This window comes from Bacteroides parvus (assembly GCF_017309675.2).
Lineage (GTDB): Bacteria > Bacteroidota > Bacteroidia > Bacteroidales > Bacteroidaceae > Bacteroides > Bacteroides uniformis.
Map to the genome: position 1 here is coordinate 3,476,975 of NZ_CP084680.1, position 23,099 is coordinate 3,500,073.

Annotated in this window: 18 protein-coding genes, 1 rRNA gene and 1 pseudogene; 6 read left to right on the plus strand and 14 right to left on the minus strand. The window is 48.7% G+C overall.

The features are described from left to right. Positions 1-33: 33 nt before the first annotated feature. Positions 34-582 (plus strand): 30S ribosomal protein S16, encoded by a 549-nt coding sequence (locus tag JXR92_RS14155; protein WP_117601370.1) that lies wholly within the window; start codon positions 34-36, stop codon positions 580-582. 123 nt (positions 583-705) lie between these two features. Then, on the plus strand, positions 706-1,803 hold the full coding sequence (locus tag JXR92_RS14160; RefSeq protein ID WP_117601371.1) for a TlpA disulfide reductase family protein: 1,098 nt from the start codon (positions 706-708) through the stop codon (positions 1,801-1,803). 154 nt (positions 1,804-1,957) lie between these two features. On the opposite strand, the gene JXR92_RS14165 is transcribed toward JXR92_RS14160, so the two are convergent. Continuing rightward, positions 1,958-2,929: a uroporphyrinogen decarboxylase/cobalamine-independent methonine synthase family protein gene (locus tag JXR92_RS14165; RefSeq protein WP_117964508.1), complete on the minus strand. Its 972-nt coding sequence runs from the start codon at positions 2,927-2,929 to the stop codon at positions 1,958-1,960. A gap of 419 nt (positions 2,930-3,348) precedes the next feature. Here JXR92_RS14165 and JXR92_RS14170 point away from each other — a divergent pair, with 419 nt between their 5' ends. After that, positions 3,349-5,556, plus strand: a complete 2,208-nt coding sequence (locus tag JXR92_RS14170) for an anaerobic ribonucleoside triphosphate reductase (RefSeq protein WP_098032254.1) — start codon at positions 3,349-3,351, stop codon at positions 5,554-5,556. 123 nt (positions 5,557-5,679) lie between these two features. Next, a complete protein-coding gene (gene nrdG, locus JXR92_RS14175; RefSeq protein ID WP_117601373.1) occupies positions 5,680-6,186 on the plus strand; it encodes an anaerobic ribonucleoside-triphosphate reductase activating protein in 507 nt (168 codons plus the stop codon). 50 nt (positions 6,187-6,236) lie between these two features. On the opposite strand, the gene JXR92_RS14180 is transcribed toward nrdG, so the two are convergent. Further along, a complete protein-coding gene (locus JXR92_RS14180) occupies positions 6,237-7,583 on the minus strand; it encodes a threonine/serine exporter family protein (RefSeq protein ID WP_117601374.1) in 1,347 nt (448 codons plus the stop codon). A 113-nt stretch (positions 7,584-7,696) separates the two neighbouring features. Between JXR92_RS14180 and JXR92_RS14185 the strand changes: the two are divergent. Further along, positions 7,697-8,419, plus strand: a pseudogene (locus JXR92_RS14185) (DUF6064 family protein). A gap of 28 nt (positions 8,420-8,447) precedes the next feature. On the opposite strand, the gene gpmA reads toward JXR92_RS14185, so the two are convergent. Together gpmA and JXR92_RS14195 are read right to left on the minus strand one after the other, a co-directional pair. Further along, positions 8,448-9,194 carry a 2,3-diphosphoglycerate-dependent phosphoglycerate mutase gene (gene gpmA / locus JXR92_RS14190; RefSeq protein ID WP_138345984.1) on the minus strand — a complete coding sequence of 249 codons (747 nt, stop codon included), beginning with the start codon at positions 9,192-9,194 and terminating at the stop codon, positions 8,448-8,450. Positions 9,195-9,230: 36 nt separating this feature from the next. Then, positions 9,231-9,527 (minus strand): hypothetical protein, encoded by a 297-nt coding sequence (locus JXR92_RS14195; RefSeq protein WP_005837364.1) that lies wholly within the window; start codon positions 9,525-9,527, stop codon positions 9,231-9,233. Between the two features lie 243 nt (positions 9,528-9,770). On the opposite strand from JXR92_RS14195, the gene fldA reads away from it, so the two are divergent. Then, positions 9,771-10,277 (plus strand): flavodoxin FldA, encoded by a 507-nt coding sequence (gene fldA, locus JXR92_RS14200; RefSeq protein ID WP_138345986.1) that lies wholly within the window; start codon positions 9,771-9,773, stop codon positions 10,275-10,277. A gap of 125 nt (positions 10,278-10,402) precedes the next feature. Here the strand turns inward: fldA and JXR92_RS14205 are convergent, their stop codons facing one another. The 10 genes from JXR92_RS14205 to rrf all read right to left on the minus strand — a co-directional run bounded on the left by JXR92_RS14205 (position 10,403) and on the right by rrf (position 23,066). Then, a complete protein-coding gene (locus JXR92_RS14205) occupies positions 10,403-12,967 on the minus strand; it encodes a glycosyltransferase family 1 protein (protein WP_117601378.1) in 2,565 nt (854 codons plus the stop codon). Positions 12,968-12,997: 30 nt separating this feature from the next. Continuing rightward, positions 12,998-14,659, minus strand: a complete 1,662-nt coding sequence (locus JXR92_RS14210) for a glycogen/starch synthase (RefSeq protein ID WP_117601379.1) — start codon at positions 14,657-14,659, stop codon at positions 12,998-13,000. A 295-nt stretch (positions 14,660-14,954) separates the two neighbouring features. Next, on the minus strand, positions 14,955-15,374 hold the full coding sequence (locus tag JXR92_RS14215; protein WP_005827396.1) for an ATPase: 420 nt from the start codon (positions 15,372-15,374) through the stop codon (positions 14,955-14,957). Between the two features lie 33 nt (positions 15,375-15,407). After that, positions 15,408-17,234 (minus strand): V-type ATP synthase subunit I, encoded by a 1,827-nt coding sequence (locus JXR92_RS14220; protein WP_117601381.1) that lies wholly within the window; start codon positions 17,232-17,234, stop codon positions 15,408-15,410. Continuing rightward, positions 17,231-17,836, minus strand: coding sequence for a V-type ATP synthase subunit D (locus JXR92_RS14225; protein ID WP_117601382.1), 606 nt, complete (start codon positions 17,834-17,836; stop codon positions 17,231-17,233). The genes JXR92_RS14220 and JXR92_RS14225 overlap by 4 nt, the downstream gene beginning before the upstream one ends. Before the next feature lie 120 nt (positions 17,837-17,956). Beyond that, positions 17,957-19,282, minus strand: a complete 1,326-nt coding sequence (locus tag JXR92_RS14230) for a V-type ATP synthase subunit B (protein ID WP_005827389.1) — start codon at positions 19,280-19,282, stop codon at positions 17,957-17,959. Positions 19,283-19,422: 140 nt separating this feature from the next. Further along, positions 19,423-21,177, minus strand: coding sequence for a V-type ATP synthase subunit A (locus tag JXR92_RS14235; protein ID WP_117601383.1), 1,755 nt, complete (start codon positions 21,175-21,177; stop codon positions 19,423-19,425). 19 nt (positions 21,178-21,196) lie between these two features. Beyond that, complete coding sequence (locus JXR92_RS14240) at positions 21,197-22,036, minus strand: DUF2764 domain-containing protein (RefSeq protein ID WP_138345988.1); 840 nt, start codon at positions 22,034-22,036, stop codon at positions 21,197-21,199. A 16-nt stretch (positions 22,037-22,052) separates the two neighbouring features. After that, positions 22,053-22,643 (minus strand): hypothetical protein, encoded by a 591-nt coding sequence (locus JXR92_RS14245; protein ID WP_117601385.1) that lies wholly within the window; start codon positions 22,641-22,643, stop codon positions 22,053-22,055. Between the two features lie 312 nt (positions 22,644-22,955). Next, positions 22,956-23,066: ribosomal RNA gene (gene rrf / locus JXR92_RS14250) — 5S ribosomal RNA — on the minus strand. Positions 23,067-23,099 lie beyond the last annotated feature (33 nt).

A 23,099-nucleotide genomic window follows, 5' to 3' on the forward strand; every position in this document is an offset into this window, starting at 1 on the left:
ATTCAAATCATTAACTAAAAATATTTTAATTAAATGGCAACAAAAATCAGATTGCAAAGACATGGACGTAAGAGCTACGCTTTTTACTCTATCGTTATTGCAGACGTAAGAGCACCACGTGATGGTAAATTTATTGAGAAGATTGGTACTTACAATCCTAACACCAATCCTGCCACAGTAGATTTGAAGTTCGACCGCGCACTTGACTGGGTGTTGAAGGGTGCACAACCTACTGACACAGTTCGTAACATCCTCTCTCGCGAAGGTGTTTACATGAAGAAGCACTTGCTGGGCGGTGTAGCAAAAGGCGCATTTGGCGAAGCGGAAGCTGACGCTAAGTTCGAAGCTTGGAAGAACAACAAACAAAGCGGTTTGGCTGCTCTGAAGGCTAAGGAAGACGAAGCTAAGAAAGCTGAAGCAAAGGCACGTCTGGAAGCAGAAAAGAAAGTAAACGAAGAAAAAGCAAAAGCATTGGCAGAAAAGAAAGCTGCTGAAGCTGCCGCAAAAGCTGCTGCTGAAGCATCGGCTGAAGAGGCTCCTGCAGAAGAAACCCCTGCTGCTGAAGAAACTGCTGCCGAATAATAGTAAGCACAGCATTATCGCTAAAAATGGGATTAAAACTATAAAAATCCTCTCCGGTTCATATCGGAGGGGATTTTTTATTACTATATTTGCAGCTATAATCATTCATTAAAAAAACAAGCAATGAAAAAGTTTACTTATCTGCTCGCTGTAGCCGCTGTGTTTACGGCTTGTAACAGTGGAAACAACGGTTACACCGTAACCGGAACTGTAGAGGGTGCAGCCGACGGCGACACCGTATATCTGGAAACCGTGGAAGGACGCCAATTCGTCAAATTGGATTCTGCTGTCATCAAAGGTGGAACATTTACCTTCAAGGGCACACAAGATACTGCTGTCAACCGCTACATCTCTTACAAAGCCGAAGGAAAAGACGGCGCAGCCATCGACTTCTTCCTGGAAAACGGCAAGATTATAATCAACTTGTCGCAGGAAAACAACTCTGCCACCGGTACTGCCAACAATGATGCCTACCAGGAAATCAGAGCCCAAATCAACGGTCTGAACAAACAGATGATGAGCATCTACGAATCCATGTCGGACACCACACTGACCGACGAACAGCGTGAAACCAAAGGCAAAGAGATGGAAAATCTGGAAAACAGCATGATATCTGCCATCAAAGCCGGCATCAAAAAGAACATCACCAACCCGGTGGGTGTACTCCTGCTGAAGCAGAACTATTACTACATGGATGTGGCAGACCTCAACCCGCTGATGCCCCAAATCCCCGCAGCTTACGACAACGACGAAGCCATCGTCAAGATAAAGAACAACGTTGAGAAAATGAAAGCCACTGCCGTAGGCCAGAAGTTCACAGACTTCGAGATGCAGACGCCGGAAGGAAAAACGGTAAAACTATCCGACTACGTAGGCAAGGGCAAAGTTGTCCTTGTTGACTTCTGGGCAAGCTGGTGCGGCCCCTGCCGTCGCGAGATGCCCAACCTGGTGGAAGCTTACGCCAAATACAAGAACAAGAACTTCGAGATTGTAGGCGTATCCCTGGACCAGAGTGCTGACGCATGGAAAGAAGCCATCAAGAAGCTGAACATCACTTGGCCGCAAATGTCCGACCTGAAATACTGGAACTGCGAAGGCGCACAGCTTTATGCCGTAAGCAGCATCCCCCACACTGTGTTGATTGACGGTGAAGGAACTATCCTTGCACGCGGATTGCACGGTGACGAACTTCAGGAAAAGATAGCTGAAGCTGTTAAATAATAAAGCCGGACACACCGGAAGCTAAAGAAGAATGCCACACTTCGCAAAGGCAAATGCTATTGATTGCGCCTTGCGAAGTGTGGCATTTCAATTGATAAAATGTGGCATTTCGGTCAATGAAGTGCGGCATTCGGGATGATGAAGTGCGGCATTTTCAAGAGAAGATGCGTGCCGCCATTTCCATACCCAACCGTACGGTTTCCCACTGCTTTTCCTCATCGGCCTCCGAAGGGGAAAGAAGCGCATTCGCATCCGGCAGGCACAAAGTGAAACGTTTCAAGGGGATATAGTTCAACACGCTCTCGGTCTTCGCCTGCAATTCATCCAGTTCGTCTTCCTGGGGATAATGGGACAGCACGAAACCGAATACCGCCTCTTTCTCGTGTATAAACCAGAGCAGACGGTTGCGGTCGCACGCGCCACAGTCGTAATTCAAGAAATAGGCATCGGCCCCATGCAGCTGCACCAACATATCCGTAGGTGCATGGAATGCAACATACATCCCTGCAGGACGCTCGCGCAAAACACGGTTATTCAGCCGAACGGTATCTTCCATTATCACCGAATGCACCCCGTCGAACTGGACGTAGCGACAACCGGCATCATAGAGTTGGGTAAGCAAAAGTTTGTAGCAGGAAGCAATATCATCCGTCAAAAGCCGAATGTCGGAATAAACGGTTTCTATCTGAGTCCGCTCCACGCGTTGAATAATCTGGGTCAAGAGTTCTGCCGGCGAGGGGATATGCTGTTTCTTCATCACCTCCCCACCCGCAATGGAATCAAGAAATGCAAATTCTTCCAGAACCGGATGCCGGAGCAAGCCGAGCCGTTCCGTAACCTCCAAAGGAGAACCTTCGGAGAAAAACTGGCCGTCTTTGGAACGGATACCCTCCCAGCTTTCCAAAAAATCACGACTTCGGAAACCACCGTCGGAAACCACCTTCATGCCTCCCTGTTCCAGCCGTTCCACAAGATTGCGCACTGACGCATCTTCAACCGCCTGCAAAGCCTGCCGGCTCACTTGTCCGTTCTGATATTGCTCGCGGGCATCCTTCAATGCACGAGGTACGCAAAAAGCTCCAGCGATGTCTATTTTAAACGGAGGAAATACATTTGCCATATTCATCCTTTCTTTGATTATTAAAATAATGATACTTCAGCCCCTATGCCACGGGCAATAAAGCAATACAATTGAACGGTAACAAGAGACATTATCAAGGATTGAGAACCTTAAATAAACCAATTCGTTACAAATATAACTAAAGAATCCGAAAATCCACAATCCGCTCCAAAGATTTATCTTCATTTGACACTTGAAAATTCAGAGAATGCTCAAGTATACAACAACAGCCTATAACGAACAACTTTAAAAAGTAATTTTTATTCAAAGTTTTCTATTTACAAATAAAACACCACTAATTATCAAACGATTAACACTTTTTAAATCACAAAAAGTTTCCCAAAAAGTAAAACCTATCAATAACTATAATACCTTTGTTTCCGCATTTAAACTAAATAGATAGTCACATTTAAGTATAAAAGGTTATGATACAGACAGTACTCAAGCGCGACGGACGCGTCGTCGGATTCAACGAAGAAAAAATAGCCACCGCCATCCGGAAAGCCATGTTGCATACAGATAAAGGTGAAGACCTGCAACTGATACACCAGATTACGGACCGCATCTCTTTCAAGGGGGATTCGCAGATGACGGTGGAAGCCATCCAGGATTTGGTGGAAGTGGAGCTGATGAAGAGCAGCCGCAAGGACGTTGCCCAAAAATACATCGCCTACCGCAACCAGCGAAGCATTGCCCGCAAGGCAAAGACGCGCGACATGTTCCTGGAGATTATCAACATCAAGTCCAACGACATCACACGCGAAAATGCCAATATGAATGCTGATACCCCGGCAGGCATGATGATGAAATTTGCCAGCGAAACCACCAAGCCTTTCGTGGACGACTATCTGCTGAGTGAAGAAGTTCTGGATGCCGTCACCCAGAACTATCTGCACATCCATGACAAGGATTATTATCCCACCAAGAGCCTGACATGCGTGCAACATCCGCTGGACCATATTCTGAAATACGGCTTCTCTGCCGGACACGGCGAATCGCGCCCGGCCAAACGCATCGAGACTGCCAGTATCCTGGGATGCATCTCGCTGGAAACAGCCCAGAACGAGATGCACGGCGGACAAGCCATCCCTGCATTCGATTTCTACCTTGCCCCCTACGTGCGCAACAGCTTCATCGAGGAAGTCAAGAACCTGGAAGAACTGAATGGAAAAGACTATTCACACCTCTATCAGAAGGAACTGGCCGACTATCTGCTACAGCCGTTGGACGGACTGACGGACGAGGACCGCATCGTGCAGCATGCTGTCAACAAGACCGTATCGCGCGTGCACCAGTCCATGGAGGCGTTTATCCATAACATGAACACCATCCACTCACGCGGCGGCAACCAAGTGGTGTTCAGCTCCATCAACTACGGCACAGACACCTCTGCCGAGGGGCGCTGCATCATCCGCGAGCTGCTGAAAAGCACCTATCAGGGGGTAGGAAACGGAGAAACCGCCATCTTCCCCATCCAGATATGGAAAAAGAAACGGGGTGTGAGCTACCTGCCTGAAGACCGCAACTACGACCTCTACCAACTGGCCTGCAAGGTGACGGCACGGCGTTTCTTCCCGAACTTCCTGAACCTGGACGCCACCTTCAACCAAAGCGAGGACTGGAAAGCCGATGACCCGAAACGCTACCAGCATGAAGTTGCTACCATGGGATGCCGTACCCGTGTATTCGAAAACCGTTTCGGACCGAAGACCTCCATCGGACGCGGCAACATCTCTTTCTCTACCATCAACATCGTCCGTCTGGGCATTGAGTGCATGAACATCGAAGACAAGGAACAGCGCATCGCCCGGTTCTTTGCCAAGCTGGATAGTATGCTCGAAGTGACCGCACGCCAGCTGCACGAGCGCATGGAGTTTCAAAAGACCGCCTTCGCCAAGCAGTTCCCGCTACTGATGTCTGCCTTGTGGATAGGCAGCGAGAAGCTGAAACCGAACGATACGATTGCTTCCGTCATCAACCAGGGAACACTGGGAATCGGTTTCATCGGATTGGCAGAATGTCTCGTGGCATTGCTCGGAAAACATCACGGCGAATCTGGCGAAGCCCAGGAGTTGGGACTGAAAATCGTGACCTATATGCGCGACCGTGCCAACCAGTTCTCGGAGCAATACCAGCACAACTACAGCGTGCTTGCCACTCCTGCCGAAGGGCTGTCGGGCAAGTTCACCCGCATCGACCGTAAGAAGTTCGGCACGCTGCCGGGCATTACGGACCGTGACTACTACACCAACTCCAACCACGTGCCCGTATACTACAAATGCAGCGCCCGCCACAAAGCGGAAGTGGAGGCTCCTTATCATGAGCTGACCCGCGGCGGACACATCTTCTATGTGGAGATAGACGGTGACGCCACCCACAATCCGGAAGTCATTATGCGTGTAGTGGACATGATGGACCAATACAACATCGGCTACGGTTCGGTAAACCACAACCGTAACCGCTGTCTGGAGTGCGGCCACGAAAACTCCACCCCAAACCTGGAAGAATGCCCGAAGTGCGGCAGCAAGCATATCGACAAGCTGCAACGCATCACCGGCTACCTGGTGGGGACAACCGACCGCTGGAACAATGCCAAGCTGGCAGAGTTGAACGACAGGGTCGTTCATAATTAAAAATTAAAGGGCTGCGCAGTGCAAAGCGGAGCTTCATTTTTAATGGTTGACGTTTAATTTTTAATGATTAATGTTCAGCTTTCTACCTGCGATGTTTAATTTTTAATTTTTAATTCCCTACTCATGCTTTCTATTCTCGACATTTTAGAAGATACCACAGTAGACGGTCCGGGCTTCCGGACTGCCATTTATGCTGCCGGATGCCCCAACGGTTGTCCCGGTTGCCACAATCCGGAGTCGTGGGACATCAACCGCGGGCACTGGATGAGTACGGAAGAGATTCTGGAAAAAGTCCTTGCCGACAACTTTGCAGACGTCACCTTCAGTGGTGGAGACCCGATGTTCCAGCCGGAAGGATTCACCCAACTGGCGCATGCCATCAAGGAGCGGAGCCGGAAAAACATCTGGTGCTATACGGGCTATACTTTCGAAAAGCTACTGCGCAACCCGCGCCAAGCCCAACTGCTGAAGTACATCGACGTACTGGTGGACGGCAAATTCAAGAAAGAACTGAGGGATGAGGAACTCTATTTCCGGGGAAGCCGCAACCAGCGTCTGATTGACGTACAGACATCCCTGCAAAAGGGGGAAACCGTAATTTACCACTATAATCCCCAAAAGGGCATTTAAAAAAGTATCCCGTCATTCTTCGCTTCGCTCCGAATGACGGGATACCTACATCACCATTCTATAAATTTCCCTCTTTCCCTGCGCTTCTGCAGCTCCTCCTGAAGAAAGCGCTGCCTATCCTTGGCGATATACCGGCGGGCAAAAATATTGGGCACCGCTACCCCCAGCGCTATGCAGAGAATAATCAGTGAAGCCGTGATGCCGTTGGAAACAACCGCCGTCACCTCGCCTACCACACCGTGCATATTGATAAGCCCGAAAAGCGAACGATACATCAACACTCCCGGAATCATCGGGATGACGGAAGGAATCGTCAAGACGTGATTGGGAACATGGAACCAATGCACTGCCTTCACGGCTATCAGGCTGACAACCATGCTGCCCATGAACGAACCTATCACCGGTCCGTAACCCAGCTCGAAATTGACAAAGTTACGCGTACAAACGGCGATGATACCGCCCACCGCAACAACCCACAACAAGCGCCGCTGTATATTGAATATCATGGAAAATCCCATGGCAGCTATCGCCGCCGCAATGGCATACACCAGATAACTATCATGAGGCACCATACTCAATTCGCTAAACTTCTTGTCAATCACAACATCCTCCACCGTCAGCAGACGCATGGCTATCACAATGCCGAAGGCCATTGCACAGACCATCAGCACCGTATTCACAGCCCGGACAATGCCCACCTGGATATAATTATCAATCATATCATCCACAAAGTTTATCAACGGCACACCCGGAACAATGAACAGTGCACACGCCAACAACGGATGATAGGGAGTTTCCGAGAGTCCGGCAAAAGAAGACACATAGGCCAAGCAGGTCGAAATCAATGCGGCAATGGCAATACTCATATAGTGATTGATGCCGAACTCCATACAACGGACACGGACGCGAAAACCGGCAAAAGCGCAGATGGAGGTAAACAGAAACGCCATCCAGTCACCACCGAACAGCTTGCAGAAACCTCCGCAGGCAAAGCCAGCACCGATGGCAACAACGTATGGCACATAATTCCGCTTCTTGTTTTTGATTCTTTCTAGTTCCTCCTCATACTGGTCGAGGGAGTAGTCATTCTCAATGGCCCGCCAGGACAGTTTGCTGATTTCGGAAATGGCCGTCATGTTGATGCCATGCTTCTCGCACTTCTGGAATTTGGAGAACGAATGCAGGCCGTCGCTCACATTCACCACCAGCATGGTATAACTTACGTCGATGTGGAGCTTTTCTTCCGGCAGCCCCAGATAGGCGGCAACACGGTTCAGGTTACGAACAACACGGTTTGTATCAGCCGCACTCTCCACCAGCAGCTGTCCGGTACGAAGCAATAAATCGAGTTTCCTGCGCAGCAGGGCAATCTCTTGTTCAGTCAAAGTCTTATCCATGAATCTTTTTACCTATTTTTTTTGGAGGCACAAAGATAGGCAAAATGTAGAAAACGATTTCATTCTTTCGGCAGAAAACTCTACCTTTGCAGCCGTTTTTTTAATGGACACAAATGGAAATATTCTGGAATACTATCGCACAATACAACGAGGCCACCTGGTGGACACAGCTCCTCATCACCGCAGCAGGTATCCTGCTCACCACGCAGCTCTACCGGAAACCGACCTTATGGGCAAAACGCTCCATGAAAATCTACATGGTATTTCTGAACGGGTGGATATCCGTCGTGTACTACATGATGTATTGCGGAGCGCGCTGACACCACTATATACTCGCCATCTTCTGGGGAGTGATTGCACTATTGTGGCTATGGGATTTGTTTACCGACTACACTCCGTTCGAGCGCAACCCGAAATACAAAGTACTGGTGGGGGTACTCTATGCAATGCCTTTCCTCTACCCGCTCCTTTCGTGGGCACGCGGAATGGAATTTCCCATGATGACCACCACCGTGATGCCCTGCTCGGTAGCAGTTTTCACCATCGGGCTACTGCTGGCTTTCTCGCGCAGGGTCAACCTGCTCGTCATTCTGTTCCTTTGCCACTGGGCGCTCATCGCCTTTTCCAAAGTCTACATCTACAAGATTCCCGAAGACCTCCTGCTGGCAAGCGCCACCGTACCTGCCATCTATCTGTTCTTCAAGAACTACTTTGAACAGAACTTACACAAGGAAACCAAGCTGGGCGCACGGCTCATGAACTGTTTCCTTATCCTCATCTGCATAGTGGTCGGGGTACTGCTCAGCATGACGCTGCTTCATGGAATGAAAGGATAAAGAAATAGAGCGCTTCCGCGCACCAAAATCATTTCTTCTTTCCTTGATTGGCCACAGCCTCCATTAATTTCTTTATCTCCTCAGGGTTACCCAAGAAATAGTCTTCCGTCAAGTTCAGCTCATCATCAAACTCAAAAACATAGGGCACCGCCGTAGGCAGGTTCAGATGCACGATTTCATCGTCCGAAATATGCTTCAGATGTTTGATAATACCCCGCAGGCTATTGCCATGAGCCACTACCAGCAATTCGTCGGCCGTCTTCAGATTCGGGAAGATGATACACTTCCAGTAAGGCATGATACGCTCAATCGTATCTTTCAACGACTCCGTACGGGGCAGTTCGGCATCGGGCACTTCTTGATAACGGTCCTCAAAACGCGGATTACGTGGGTCATCCTCGGCCAATGCATGCGGAGCCACATCAAAGCTACGGCGCCATACCAGCACCTGCTTGTCACCGTACTTGGCAGCCGTCTCCGCCTTGTTCAATCCTTGCAACTGGCCATAGTGTTTCTCATTCAACCTCCACGATTTCTCCACCGGAATCCAGTCCTGGTCGAGGCGGTCCAGCACACAATCCAGTGTCTTCACGGCACGCTTCAGATAGGAAGTATACGCCTTCTTGAAGCGAAATCCCTTTTCTGCCAGCAGCTCACCCGCCCTTACAGCTTCAGCAACGCCTTTCTCTGTCAAATCAACATCCGTCCACCCCGTGAAGCGGTTTTCCTTATTCCATGCACTCTCGCCGTGGCGAAGCAAAACAATCTTTTTCATATAGTCTCCTTTCAGTTTTACCTATAGAACACCCGGCTACCTCCTCTTGTTCATGCAATAGCGGACCACATATACCAAAAGTATCAGAAACGCCACCCACACCATGCTGATGACCGGCAGGTAGCGGTTATACAAATATTCCCCTTCCTTCGGGACACGGTTGAAAGTACAGATTATGCAATTACAGCACGCATCGAGTGCATCATGCGAGAATACCGAAAAAACAATGATAGCCACCCCCGCAAGAAGCATCATCAAAGTCCCCCACACCAGCCACTTACCAGCCACGGAAGGATGGAATTGCGAATGAGTGGAATGTACGAATCTAACCATAAGCGCTTGTCTATTATTACCGGTACAAATGTCCTTCATTTTTAACAATCCGGCAATACTTACTTTTCATCAAAAAGAGAGTCTACCATCCCAATTAGTAGGTAACCGCAACCTCTATAGACCACGCAACAAGCTAACACGAAATGGGGAGTGGCACAACACCCAAAGCCCTACATGTAGGTATTTCACGTTCTCCGGCAAAGCCTTTACTTTGCAGCAAACAATTTAATCACTTTATTTACAATGAAAAAGACTGGTGTTTTTTATGGTTCCAGTACCGGAACCTGCGAAGAGTTGGCTAACCAGATAGCCGAAAAGTTGGGAGTTTCCTCCACCGACGTACATAGTGTTGACAAGATGACCGCCGATAAAATCAAGGAGTATGAAGTGCTGGTTCTAGGTACCTCCACTTGGGGAGACGGCGAACTGCAGGACGACTGGTATGACGGCGTAAAGGTACTGAAGAGCACCGACCTTTCCATGAAGCTCGTAGCCCTATTCGGTTGCGGCGACTCCGAATCCTACTGCGACACATTCTGCGACGGCATCGGAGTACTCTACGAGGACTTGAAGGATAGCGGGTGTACCTTCTTGGGCAACAAAGTCAGCACGGACGGGTATTCCTTCTCCTCTTCCATCGCCGTGGTAGACGATGCATTCGTAGGACTTCCCCTCGACGAAGTGAACGAGAGTGACAAAACCGCCGAACGCATTGACGCCTGGACAGCCGAAATAAAAAGCAAGCTCTAGAAAAGAAACAGACCATCCGTTTAAAGTAAACGGATGGTCTGCCTGCATCATGCAGATGATATCTTTCATCTGAACAGACAATGTGTTCTGCCATATCGCAAACACATTATCTGTTTTTTATGCTCTTATACGAACCAGCGAACGTAGCAGAAGTCTTGACGGTGAGGCAGGTCTGCATTCTTCGGGAACATACGGTAAGAAACCTTGAAGCTACCCGCATTTTCCATCTTGTGCTTAGCTTGGAAAGTATAAAGGTTACCTTCTTTCTTCACTACATTGAACGGTTCTACGGAGTAAACGTGCTGTTTGCCATCCTGAGCCGTATAAGTAGTCACCAGTTCCAGACCGATAGCATCGTTCAAGCCCTTCTCGTCGATAACGTAAGTAATGGTGTATTCCTTACCGCTCTCGATGGAGCCTTTCACCAGGTCTTCAGTCTTTTCGCAAGACACCACTTCAATGCTGTCCCATTTTTCGGCAACTTCTTCCTTCCAGGCAGCTATTTCCTTAGCCTTGGCATAACCGTCGGCAGCCAGCATCTTGAAACGTTTGGCTTCCTTGATGTAGAACTTATCGTAATAGTCATCCAACTGGCGCTTCATTGTATAGTGGGGAGCAATCTGTGCGATGGAGTTCTTGATAGTCTTCACCCAACCTTCCGAATATCCCTTCTTGTTACGTGCATAGAACAACGGCAGAATTTCCTGCTCAAGAATGCTGTAGATAGTAGCGGCATCGAGTTGGTCCTGATGTTCCTGATTCTGGTAAGTACGCTTTTCGGTCAATGCCCAACCGGCACCTTCGCGATAGCCCTCCAGCCACCAGCCGTCGAGTACGGAGAAGTTTACAACACCGTTCATCAACGCCTTCTCGCCGGAAGTACCGGATGCTTCGAGCGGACGTGTCGGAGTGTTCAGCCAGATATCCACACCTGAAACGAGGCGACGTGCCAACTGCATATCATAATTTTCCAGGAAGATAATCTTACCCAGGAACTCCGGACGGCGGGAAATCTCGATGATTCTCTTAATCAAGCCCTGACCTGCACCATCGTGCGGGTGAGCCTTGCCAGTGAAAAGGAACTGTACCGGATAGTCAGGGTTATTCACGATCTTGGACAGACGATCGAGGTCGGTGAACAGTAAGTGTGCACGCTTGTAGGTGGCGAAACGGCGTCCGAAACCTATCAGCAGGGCATTCGGATTGATTTTGTCCAGCAGGGAAACGATGCGTGAGGGATCACCTTGATTCTTCAACCAAGTTTCACGGTATTGCTTGCGGACATAGTCAATCAGTTTGTTCTTCATCACCATGCGCGTCTTCCAGATTTCTTCGTCGGACACGTTATAGATAGCCTCCCAAATCTTGGGGTTGGACTGGTCGTAGAGGAAGTTTTCATCAAAATGCGCAGCATAGAGATGTTTCCACTCCGTAGCGCTCCAAGTGGGGAAGTGTACACCGTTGGTAACGTAGCCCACATGACTTTCTTCGGGGAAGTAGCCCTTCCAGATGGAAGCGAACATCTCCTGGGAAACCTTCCCGTGCAACCAGCTCACACCGTTCACCTCTTGAGAAGTGTTGCAAGCGAATACAGACATACAGAAACGCTCGCCCTTGTCGCCCGGATTGTTACGTCCGAGGTCCATCAGGTCATCCCAGCTGATACCCATTCTTGAAGGATAGCCGCCCATGTACTTGCCGAAAAGACCTTCGTCGAAGTAGTCGTGACCGGCAGGAACCGGAGTATGTACAGTATAGAGAGAGGAAGCACGTACCAACTCGATAGCCTGGTCGTAAGTCAGACCTTCGGCCACGTAGTCACAGATGCGCTGTACGTTGATCAAAGCAGCATGTCCTTCGTTGCAGTGATAAATATCTTTCTTGATGCCCAGCTTCTTCAGCGTCAGAATACCGCCGATACCCAACAAAATCTCCTGCTTCAGACGGTTTTCCCAGTCACCGCCATACAGTTGGTGAGTGATGGAACGGTCGAACTCACTGTTCATTTCATTGTCTGTATCAAGCAGATAGAGGGAGATGCGTCCTACATTTACTCTCCACACATAAGCATGCACGTAGTAATCCAGATAAGGAACATCCACCACCACTTGTTGTCCATTCTCGTCCAATACACGATCGATGGGTAACTGTCCGAAGTTTTGCGCCTCGTAGTTGGCGATCTGCTGACCGTCCATAGACAAGGTTTGGGTAAAGTAACCATAGCGATACAAGAAACCGACTGCACACAAGTCAACGTTACTGTCGGAAGCCTCTTTCAAATAGTCACCGGCAAGTACGCCCAGACCACCGGAATATATCTTAAGTACGTGGTTCAAACCATACTCCATGCTGAAATAGGCAACAGACGGGCGCTTACTGTCAGGCGTCACATCCATGTATGTACGGAATTTTGAATATACATCTTCCATTCTGCGCAGAATAACCTTATCGTTGGCAAGCGCTTCAAGTTTGGCATAACTCATACGCTCCAGCAGAAGTACGGGGTTCTGTCCCACTTCTTTCCAAAGGGCAGGTTCAAGATCTCTGAAGAGTTCGGTGGCTTCATAATTCCATGACCACCAAATGTTACGTGCCAGTTCAGACAGTTTCTCCAGTTCGGCAGGAATGTGCGATTTCACATTCACGTCTTTCCAGTTAGGAGTGTTTACATTACTAACTTTAATCTTCATTGTATGATAACTAATTGATTAATAATTCTTTTATCTTAATTGACGCTTCATGGCGTTGCACAGCGCAATATCATAAGCCTCATAGTAATACTTTATAAAATGCTTCCATAAGGCCTGCTCTGCCACCTGACCTGCACGTTTACGGATTTCCTTGATTTCGGCTTCTGTCTTGGTCGAGAACAAGGCTACGGTATCCTTTATGCCGTCTGCCACTTCGGAATAATTGTAATCCGAACGGTGCAGCACCTCCACTCCGTCGTCAATGCCATGCTGATTCTTCAGACTGTTCACCCAAAGTCCAAAACCGGCAAGGTCGGTGGTGATAGTGGGCACGCGGAAAGCCACGCTTTCCAGCGGGGTATATCCCCATGGTTCGTAATAAGACGGATAAACACTAAGATCTTCGCCTAAAATCAAGTCATAATAATGCTTGTTGAGAATACCGTCGTGGCCATCCTGATAGCAGGGTACAAAAATCACTTTCACCTTATCTTCGGGACGATTGCCCATACCGAGGTATTTCAGCATATCCAGCACCTGGTCGTGCGTCATATTGTGCAGCCAGTGAGTGATGAAAGGGCACTGTAACGGCTCGGTAAACTTATCCTTGCTCTTAAGGCGTTTCTGCAAATCCTCGCGGGGGTCTCCCACCCAACTAGGCACGTTGACAAACGCCAATACTTTCTTTTTCAAATCCTTATCCCGGTTCAGCCTATTCAATGATTCCAGGAACACATCAATGCCCTTATTCTTGAACTCATAGCGTCCGCTGGTACCGATAATCAGCGTATCATCACCCAAGTCCTCACCCAGCAGGCAGTTTGCCACACGCAACATGGTGGAACGGGCACGTTTGCGCTTGCCCGTGAAAGTGGCGCCTTTCGGTACAAAATCATCTTCAAAACCGTTCATCAGCACAACGTCCGCAGGCTTGTCAAGCAACTCCTTGCATTCGTTGTTTGTGATTTCGCTCACGGTAGTGAAGCAGTCCACATAATGAGCCGTCTGCTTTTCTATGGAATGCTTAGACTGCATATTCAACTCCTCCGCCATCTGGTCGCCGTTGTAAGCGAAGAGATAATCGTAGAGCGGCTTATTGTTGCCTGCTATGGAACGGCCGATGGACGTGGCATGTGTGGTGAAGATAGTCCCTATCTCGGGAACGGCAGACTGAAGATAGAGGGCGGCCATACCGGTCATCCACTCGTGTGCCTGGAACACCACTTTGTCTGTTTCCGTCAGATTATAGCGGTAGAAACTCTCTATCACCTTTCCGGTAGCGAAAGCAAACATGGATGCTTCGTCATAATCGCCATATCCATGCAGCGAATCCACTTGATAGCGGTTCCACATCTCTGTATAAATCTCATTTTTTTCTGCAAAGAACGGTTGGAAATCAACCAATATAACAATAGGTTCCCCCGGAATGTTCCAGCGTCCTACACGAACAGAGAGATTGTCTTTCAACGCAGCATATTTTTTCCACGCTGCGCAAAGGTTATCAGACTCAATGAACAAAGGGTTCTCTTTTCCCTGCCAGAAATCCGGCCCTATAAAGAATAATCTATCGCGAAATTTAGTCTGTAAAGTATTTGCCCTTGTAGACAAAACCGTATAGATACCGCCTACTTTATTACACACTTCCCAGCTCGCTTCGAAGATGTAATCGGGGGTAAGTAGTTCTTTAGTCATATTATGTTATAATCTCTTTATCTTAATTACGGCTGCAAAAGTACGTATTATTCTTTGAAAAATAGCCTTTTAATCGAAAAAACTGATTAAATATGCATAAACAATCGTTTACGGAATATCATAGTTTAACCACAAAAGCCTCATGGGTTCGCCCATCCCTGCATTTTTCGTCTAAACTTCCCGAAGTTTAGACGGAGAATCCCTGGAGTTTTCAGTTGAATCCCCAAGGATTTAAACAAAAAGCTCCAGAGATTTCAGTTGTAAATCCCTGGAGCTTATTTTCTTATAATCCGGATTATACCATCAATGCAGCTACCAGCGCCAAAATAGCGTAGAATTCAGGAAGTGCGGCGTAAATCATTGTATTGGTCTGTACGTCGTGTCCTTGTGAGATACCCACGATACCGCTGGCACAAATCTGTCCCTGACGGATAGCGGAGAACAGACATACCAGCCCGACACCCAGTCCGATACCCAGCATCAAAGGGCCGTCCGTAGCAAAATCCCTGCCCATAGACATCAGGAAAGCCACGAAGCCGTAAAGTCCCTGCGTAGCCGGAAGAGCCGACAAAATCATATAACTTGCTGACTTGGAAGGGTCTTTCTTCAAAGCTCCTTCTGCCGCACTACCGGCGATTGTTGTACCGAAGCAACTGCCAATTCCTGCAAGGGCCAACATCAGGCCCAGACCGAGATAACCTAAAATTTCATTCATAATGTTTCTATTTTTATTTGTTTTTTAATTTGTTTATTTCTTTACTACTGTAAAAGGTTTGTAGGCTTCGCCCTTGCCTTCGTAACCGGAATTCTTGAAGTATTCCACGAATGTCAGACGGAGAGGATGGACGAAAGCGCTCAGGCAAGACATGGCGATATTCAGCGTATGCCCGAATATCAGTATCAGTCCGCAGAACAGCCAGCCCAGGGCAGGTCCTGCCGCATCGTTCACCATGAAGGCAAGCTGATTGAACACGCCGCCAAGCATACCGCCTGCCAGACCGAGGGCATAGAGACGGATGTAGGAAAGTATATCGCCCATCAGTCCGGTTGCCATATTATAGGTGTCCCATACCCCGGCACCGATGTTGACAAATACATTCCGGTGGATGTTGTTCAGCAGGTAGATGCCAATGGCGGAAACACCGCCAATCACGATGAATGCCCATGTAGACACATCTTCCGAAATTATCTTGAAGAAGGAAAGTCCGCCGGTACAGATAAATCCCACTACCAGCAACAGCCATCCCCAGGCACTGAGCGACTCCTTGAAGCCGAAGCGCACGGTCTGCCCCACTGCCTTCACCGTCATGGCAATACAGATATGTACCGCACCGATAATCAGCGCCAGCAGCATTTGTTTGTCATAGGTGGTCTCGCCTATCTTGCCCACAATCATGAATTCCTTCAGTTTGGCGGGTATCTCCAGGTCGAAGAGGCTTACACCGAAGAATGTTCCCAGTATGGCACCGATGACGGCCGTGAATATACCCAGCGTAATCACCAGATTCATCATGCCTTTCATGGACTCGGACATCTTCTTTTTCAGGATGAACCCGAGTGCTATCAGCACCAAGCCGTAGCCCGCGTCTCCCATACAGAAGGCAAAGAAGAGCGAGAAGAACGGCGCAAGTATTGGCGTCGGGTCGAACTCTGCATAGTCGGGCATGCCGTACATTTTTGTAAGCACTTCGTACATGCGTGTATAGGCGTTGTTTTTCAACTTGATGGGAGCGTTGTCCTCGCGTCTGGCCGCCCTTATCTCATAATAAGTGCCGTTTTCATCGAGAAGTTTCCTCACATCCGCCTCGCAGTCTTCGGGAATCCAGCCTTCCATCAGCACTACGGCTCCTTCCGCCATCTGCTCGCTGTTCAGCTTGACTTTCAGCAGGTCTATTTCTCCTTGAAGCTGGAGGTTGTATTTCTCCAACGTACAGTAATTCGCCTTGCAGAAGTCTTTCAGCCCGGCATGTGCCTGCACAAGGGCTTCTTCCGTACCGGCTTTCTTCCGGCTCAGCTCGGAGAGGCTGAGTGAAGGCAGACGGAGCGGTTCCACATCCAGCTCTACCGGCTGGGGAGTGACGGTCACAAAATAAAGATGTCCGCCGTTCTCTTTCACCACGATGGCATTGTAGTCCTCTGCCCACGCTTCGTTATAGTCTTTCTCCGGGCAGGTGTAGAACTGCACGAACCAGCCGGCATCTTCCAGCCGGCGGATGGATTCCCAATCGAAATCACCCCAAGCCTCCATCTGTGCCACGTCCTTGTCAATGGCGGGAATCTGCTGGTTCAAGTCTTGTATACGTGCCTGCAAATCCTCATAGGATTTCACCAAAGCATCGGCAGACAACTCTTTATGCACCTTTTCTTCCGGCTGTTTGTCCGCCAGGGTGTACATGCTCTGAAGCATATTCTTGTAGAGCGTACGCTTCTGCATGAATCGCTGCAAGGTGTCGTCCATCTCGCCGCACTGCCTTTCCACAACGTGCACCACGCCCAGTTCCCGGATCTGTGCCAGAAACGCTTCGTACTCCTTATGATACACAAGGAACGTGAGCTTCTTCATTTTCGTAATCATGCCTCTGCCTCCTTCCTTTTCTCCTGATGGGACTTCATGATTTTCTGCGATGACTTGGAGAGGTTCTCCTCGTCTTCCATAAACCGCTTGATTTTGCGCAGAGCATCCTGATAGCCCGGAATCTGTACTTTCTCAAAAAGATTCACCTTCTGGGTGGTCTTTTTACGCGCATGTTCCAACAAATTCAACTTGGCAACGATAAATTCACGCTCGATGGCAGTATGTGCCAGCGACTTGAGCAGATGCAACCCGTCCGCATACCATTTGGGCGCATTGAACAAGCTGTAGGGACGTATCTCGAAATCTACATTCTCGAGCAATGGCACCCGTACACCGGCAATCTTCTTCACACCGAGATGAACATCGCTGACCTTTATCAATGAAGCGTCGAACTCATTCCAAAGGGCGAACATGGCTTCGTAAGCTTGGATTTCCTTTTCCAACCTCGCATCCAGCGCGGCAGCATCGCCCTTGCAACGCTTCACTTCCATACGCAGGGCACTCTCCTTGTTCTTGATGATGGGGAGTGTACGCACGCGCACCTTCAGTTGCTTTTCCAACTGCTGGAGGGAGGTTTTGTTATATTGAAACTTAATAGCCATTTTATTTACGATTTAACGATTTACGATTAGACGACTGAAGCTACTCAATTTCTCAATTTACAGATTTACAATTTCAGTAATATCAATCGTAAACCGTAAATCGTCTAATCGTACATTTATTTAGTTTGCTTTCGGCCAGAACTGGTCCACAAGCTCTTTCTTGATATTCACCTCTTCCGGACGGAAATACTTGCCGAACAGACTCCATGCCACATCGAGCATCTCTGTGGTATCGAGGTTGACATCGATGGCCAGCAGCTGGTTGGAGTAGTCCTTGGCAAAGGCAAGGGTACGTTCGTCGTAGTTCGTCAGGTCGAAACCGTTTTCAAGCTTGGTTTTGGCGTTGGCGGCATCGGCGTACAGACGTACGGCGGCATTCATCACCTGCGGATGGTCCTTACGTGTCTTTTTGCCCGTAACAAGCTGCTTCAGACGGGACAAGGAACGGAACGGGTCAACGATAACCTTACCGATGTCGCTGTCACGACGGAGGAACAACTGGCCTTCCGTGATATAACCCGTATTGTCGGGCACGGCATGCGTAATGTCGCCACCGGACAGAGTCGTCACCGCAATAATCGTGATGGAACCGCCGCTTGGGAATTGCACCGCCTTTTCGTATATTTTCGCCAAGTCCGAATAAAGGGAACCCGGCATGGAGTCCTTCGAAGGAATCTGGTCCATACGGTTGGACACGATGGCGAGCGCATCGGCGTAGGAAGTCATATCCGTAAGCAGCACCAGCACCTTTTCATTATTGTTCACAGCGAAATACTCGGCTGCCGTCAGTGCCATATCCGGAATCAGCAGACGCTCTACCGGAGGATTCTCGGTGGTATTCATAAAGCTGACGATACGGTCGAGCGCACCGGCATTGGAGAATACGTTCTTGAAGTAGAGGTAGTCATCGTTCGTCATACCCATACCACCAAGGATAATCTTGTCAGTCTCCGCACGCAGAGCCACATTCGCCATCACCTGGTTGAAGGGCTGGTCGGGGTCGGCAAAGAACGGAATCTTCTGTCCGGACACCAGCGTATTGTTCAGGTCGATGCCTGCAATACCGGTTGCAATCAGTTCCGAAGGCTGCTTACGGCGCACCGGATTCACGGACGGACCGCCAATTTCCACCTCCTCGCCTTCAATGGCCGGACCACCGTCGATGGGGTCGCCAAAGGCGTTGAAGAACCGTCCGGCAAGCTGCTCGCTCACTTTGATTGTAGGAGCCTTGCCCAAGAATACTACCTCTGCATTGGTGGGAATACCTTCCGTACCCTCGAACACCTGCAAAGTCACTTCGTCGCCGGCAATCTTCACCACCTGGGCAAGTTTGCCGTTTACGGTCGCCAACTCGTCATACCCCACTCCGGTTGCCTTCAGCGAACACGTAGCTTTCGTAATCTGAGTAATCTTGGTATATATCTTTTGAAATGCTTTTGTTGCCATCTATTTATTTACAATTTAGCAATTTACTATTTACTATTTAAATCTCTGCCATCCTATTCTACTATTTTCCTATCTACAACCTCCGTACACCTGCATCCGCAAGGCAAATAGTAAATTGTAAACAGTCACATAGTACATCCTTAGGCTTTACGTTCCTCAACCAGTTCCTGCAACTGCTTATGGAACTTCTCGTATTCTTCCGACTTAAACTTCGAGTAGTTCATCTGCTTACAGATGTTAATCATCTTCTTGAAGTAATCCATTACTTCGTTGAAGTTGTCGAACTCAAATTCGGTATGACAGATTTCTATTACCATATTCAGAATCTCCTCCTGACGCTCCATCGGAGTCACGGCATCAACTTCGTCAAAGGCATCCTGCTGCAGGATAACGAAGTCAATCAGTTCCGATTTCCAGAAAGTCACGTGATATTCTACGGGCACGCCGTCGTCACCCAGGATGTTGATTTGCTCGGCAATCTCCTTACCACGCTGCAAACGGGTCTTGATTTCATTCACCTTGCCAATCCAATCACCGTTGATGTGCTTGGTGATATACTCCTCGAATTCAGGGTATTCAATGTATTTGGAATACGAGTCAATCGGATTTACGGCAGGATAACGCTTCTTGTCGGCACGGTCCTGCTCAAGGGCATAGAAGCAGCGAGCCACCTTCTTCGTATTCTCGGTTACCGGCTCCTTCAGGTTACCGCCCGCAGGCGATACCGTACCGATAAAAGTAATGGAACCGGACTCGCCGTTGTTCAGCTTCACATAACCCGCACGGCCGTAGAAGTTGGAGATGATGGAGGACAAGTCCATCGGGAAGGCATCGGGACCGGGCAACTCCTCCATACGGTTGGACATCTCGCGCAATGCCTGCGCCCAACGTGAGGTGGAGTCCGCCATCAGCAGCACCTTCAATCCCATGCTCCGGTAGTATTCCGCAATCGTCATTGCCGTGTAGACAGATGCCTCACGGGCAGCCACCGGCATGTTCGAAGTATTGGCGATGATAATCGTACGTTCCATCAGCTTCCGTCCCGTATGCGGGTCAACCAATTCGGGGAATTCTGTAAAGATTTCCACAACCTCGTTGGCACGCTCACCGCAGGCAGCGATGATTACGATGTCCGCTTCCGCCTGTTTTGAAATGGCATGCTGTAGTACCGTCTTTCCTGTACCGAACGGACCGGGGATAAAGCCCGTACCACCTTCCACAATCGGGTTCACGGTATCGATTACGCGCACACCGGTTTCCAGCAGTTTGAAAGGACGCGGTTTTTCCTTATAGTTGGTCATGGCACGCTTCACGGGCCATTTCTGTATCATATTCACCCGGATGTCATTGCCTTCGCCATCCGTCAGCACTGCAATGGTATCCTCAATGCTGTAATCACCTTCCTTTGCGATGGATTTCACGGTGCACACACCTTTCTGTTCAAAAGGCACCATGATTTTCAGAGGCTGGAAGTTCTCGTCCACTTGTCCCAGCCAGGCAGCGGCTTCCACTTGGTCGCCCACCTTTGCCAAAGGCACAAAATGCCATTTGCTTCCTTTATCCAGCGGATAGGTATATTGCCCGCGTTTCAGGAAAACGCCATCCATCTTGTCGAGGTCGTTTTGCAGACCGTCGTAGTTCTTCGAAAGCATACCGGGCCCCAGTGTCACTTCGAGCATATGTCCGGTAAACTCGGCTTCGGCCCCCACTTTCAGTCCGCGGGTACTCTCAAATACCTGCACGTAGACCTGGGTACCTACTACCTTAATCACCTCCGCCATCAACTTGTCTCCTCCGGTCGAGATATAACAAATCTCATTCTGCGCTACCGGTCCGTCGACGACGAGGGTCACCATGTTGGCTATTACGCCACTAACAGTTCCTTTTGTTGCCATATATTTTTAGTTGTTTATTTTATCTGAATTCTGCGGGTATCTGCACATCGTCTTTCAAGGCAGCGATAATGCTGCGGAACAGTTGGTTACCCTTCTCTTTATCCAACGAAATCCACCGTTCTATCATCTCCAGCTGTAGCAGGAAGACAAACAGACGTTCCACGGTAAAGTAATCGAAGAATGTGGCCTCCTCCATCCAGTCCCAGCGAAGCTGGTCCAGCTTCTTTTCCCGGTCCACCAGTTCCTCCGTCTCGCTGATTTTCACCAGCTGCTCCAGATAATCCACCTCAGTACCCAGACCGAAGTCACGAGCATTGGAAGTACGCAGAGCCTCGCACACTTCCGTATCACCCACAATCAGCGGAGCAATGTCCAGCTTGAACTTACGTGCTGTGAGCGCCACCAATATATTATTGAGAGTGAGGTTGAAACCAAACCAGGAAGACACAAACTGATTCTTACATTCCATGGCATAGGCGTAATAGAGCGCTGCCAGGCGGTCTTCATACAAGAAACCGTCCTCGGCAGGCAGGCTGAAGTATTCGGAAATGAACGTGGAGAGATAAGATGGGAATACACTGTCAGAGACTTCGTCGCCATCCTTCAGTCGTGAGATATATTCCGCCAGTTCCTCCGACGAATAGTTTCCGCGCGGGTCGATGGCAGCATCCTTATCCTTCAATAGTTTCAAGACATTCGCATTGTCGAATTTCAGATAAAACAAATCTATCAACTTTTTATCATCTTCCGACAAGGCAGGATATAGTTCCGTCCTGAAATCGGCTACTGTATAGCTCAGTTTACTGTCTTCCAGAGTAAGTTCAGGCAAACCGGCTACCAAGTAATAGTATTTACTCATAATCCTGTGGGAGTTTTTAGAACAGCATTTCCACTAATTGCGGACGCAGGAATTCCTTGAAGTAATTCATAAATTCTTCTTCGCCGAAGTTCACCTTGTACGAACCATCGGCAGGCGATACGGAGAACAAGGTTTTGATGCCATTCACTTGCTCAATCTTCACACCCTTGTCCAGCAGGTCTTTCGCCTTCGCTGCGAAATATTTCGTCAAGCCTTCCGCATCCGCAGTAGAGATAACGATTGGTTCGTTCACACTCCATTTGGACGCCAATGCAACGATGAAGGCATTAAGATAATTCTTGTTTGCAGCAAATGCCTTTACATCGGCATTCACAATGTTGTCCGTCACCAACGTAGCGATTTCGGACTTCAGAGCATTCACAGCCTGACCGGCAAACAACTTTAATTCAGATTTTGTATTCTCTGCCAGTTCATCGGCAGACTTATGGGCGGTAGCCACGATAGAATCCGCTTCCTTACGTGCATCCTCTATAATTCTCTTGGCTTCTTCCTGAGCTTTTGCGATAAGTTTCTGTGCCTCTTCATTTCCTTTCTCTACGCCTTCGCGGTAGATCTTATCGGTCAGCTCTTGAATCTTGTTTTCCATATTTGCAGGAGTTATTATATGATTTATATTACAATATTAATTGCGTGATTTTTTCCCTTCCTATTAGATTCACGCCAAATTTACAAAAATCCATTTGATATTGAATAGAAAGAAAGGAAGAAAAGTTCTTGCTCTTCCAAAAAAAACTCGTTTTACACCAACTTTGTTCTGTAATGATAACAAAAGAATGACAAAAGAAGCAGAAAATACGTCTACAACAACGCATGGCAAGGATTAAGGGGAGCAGTTCCGGAGGTATCTAAAACGAACGAAGCCTCCGTATCCTTATCAGACACGGAGGCTTCTTCTGAAAAACGGCGACTACCTACTCTCCCACTGTTACGCAGTACCATCGGCGTGACCGGGCTTAACTTCTCTGTTCGGAATGGGAAGAGGTGGAACCCCGGTGCTGTAGTCACCTGAATAAGGTAGACATGATGCGAAAAAAGCAAAGCA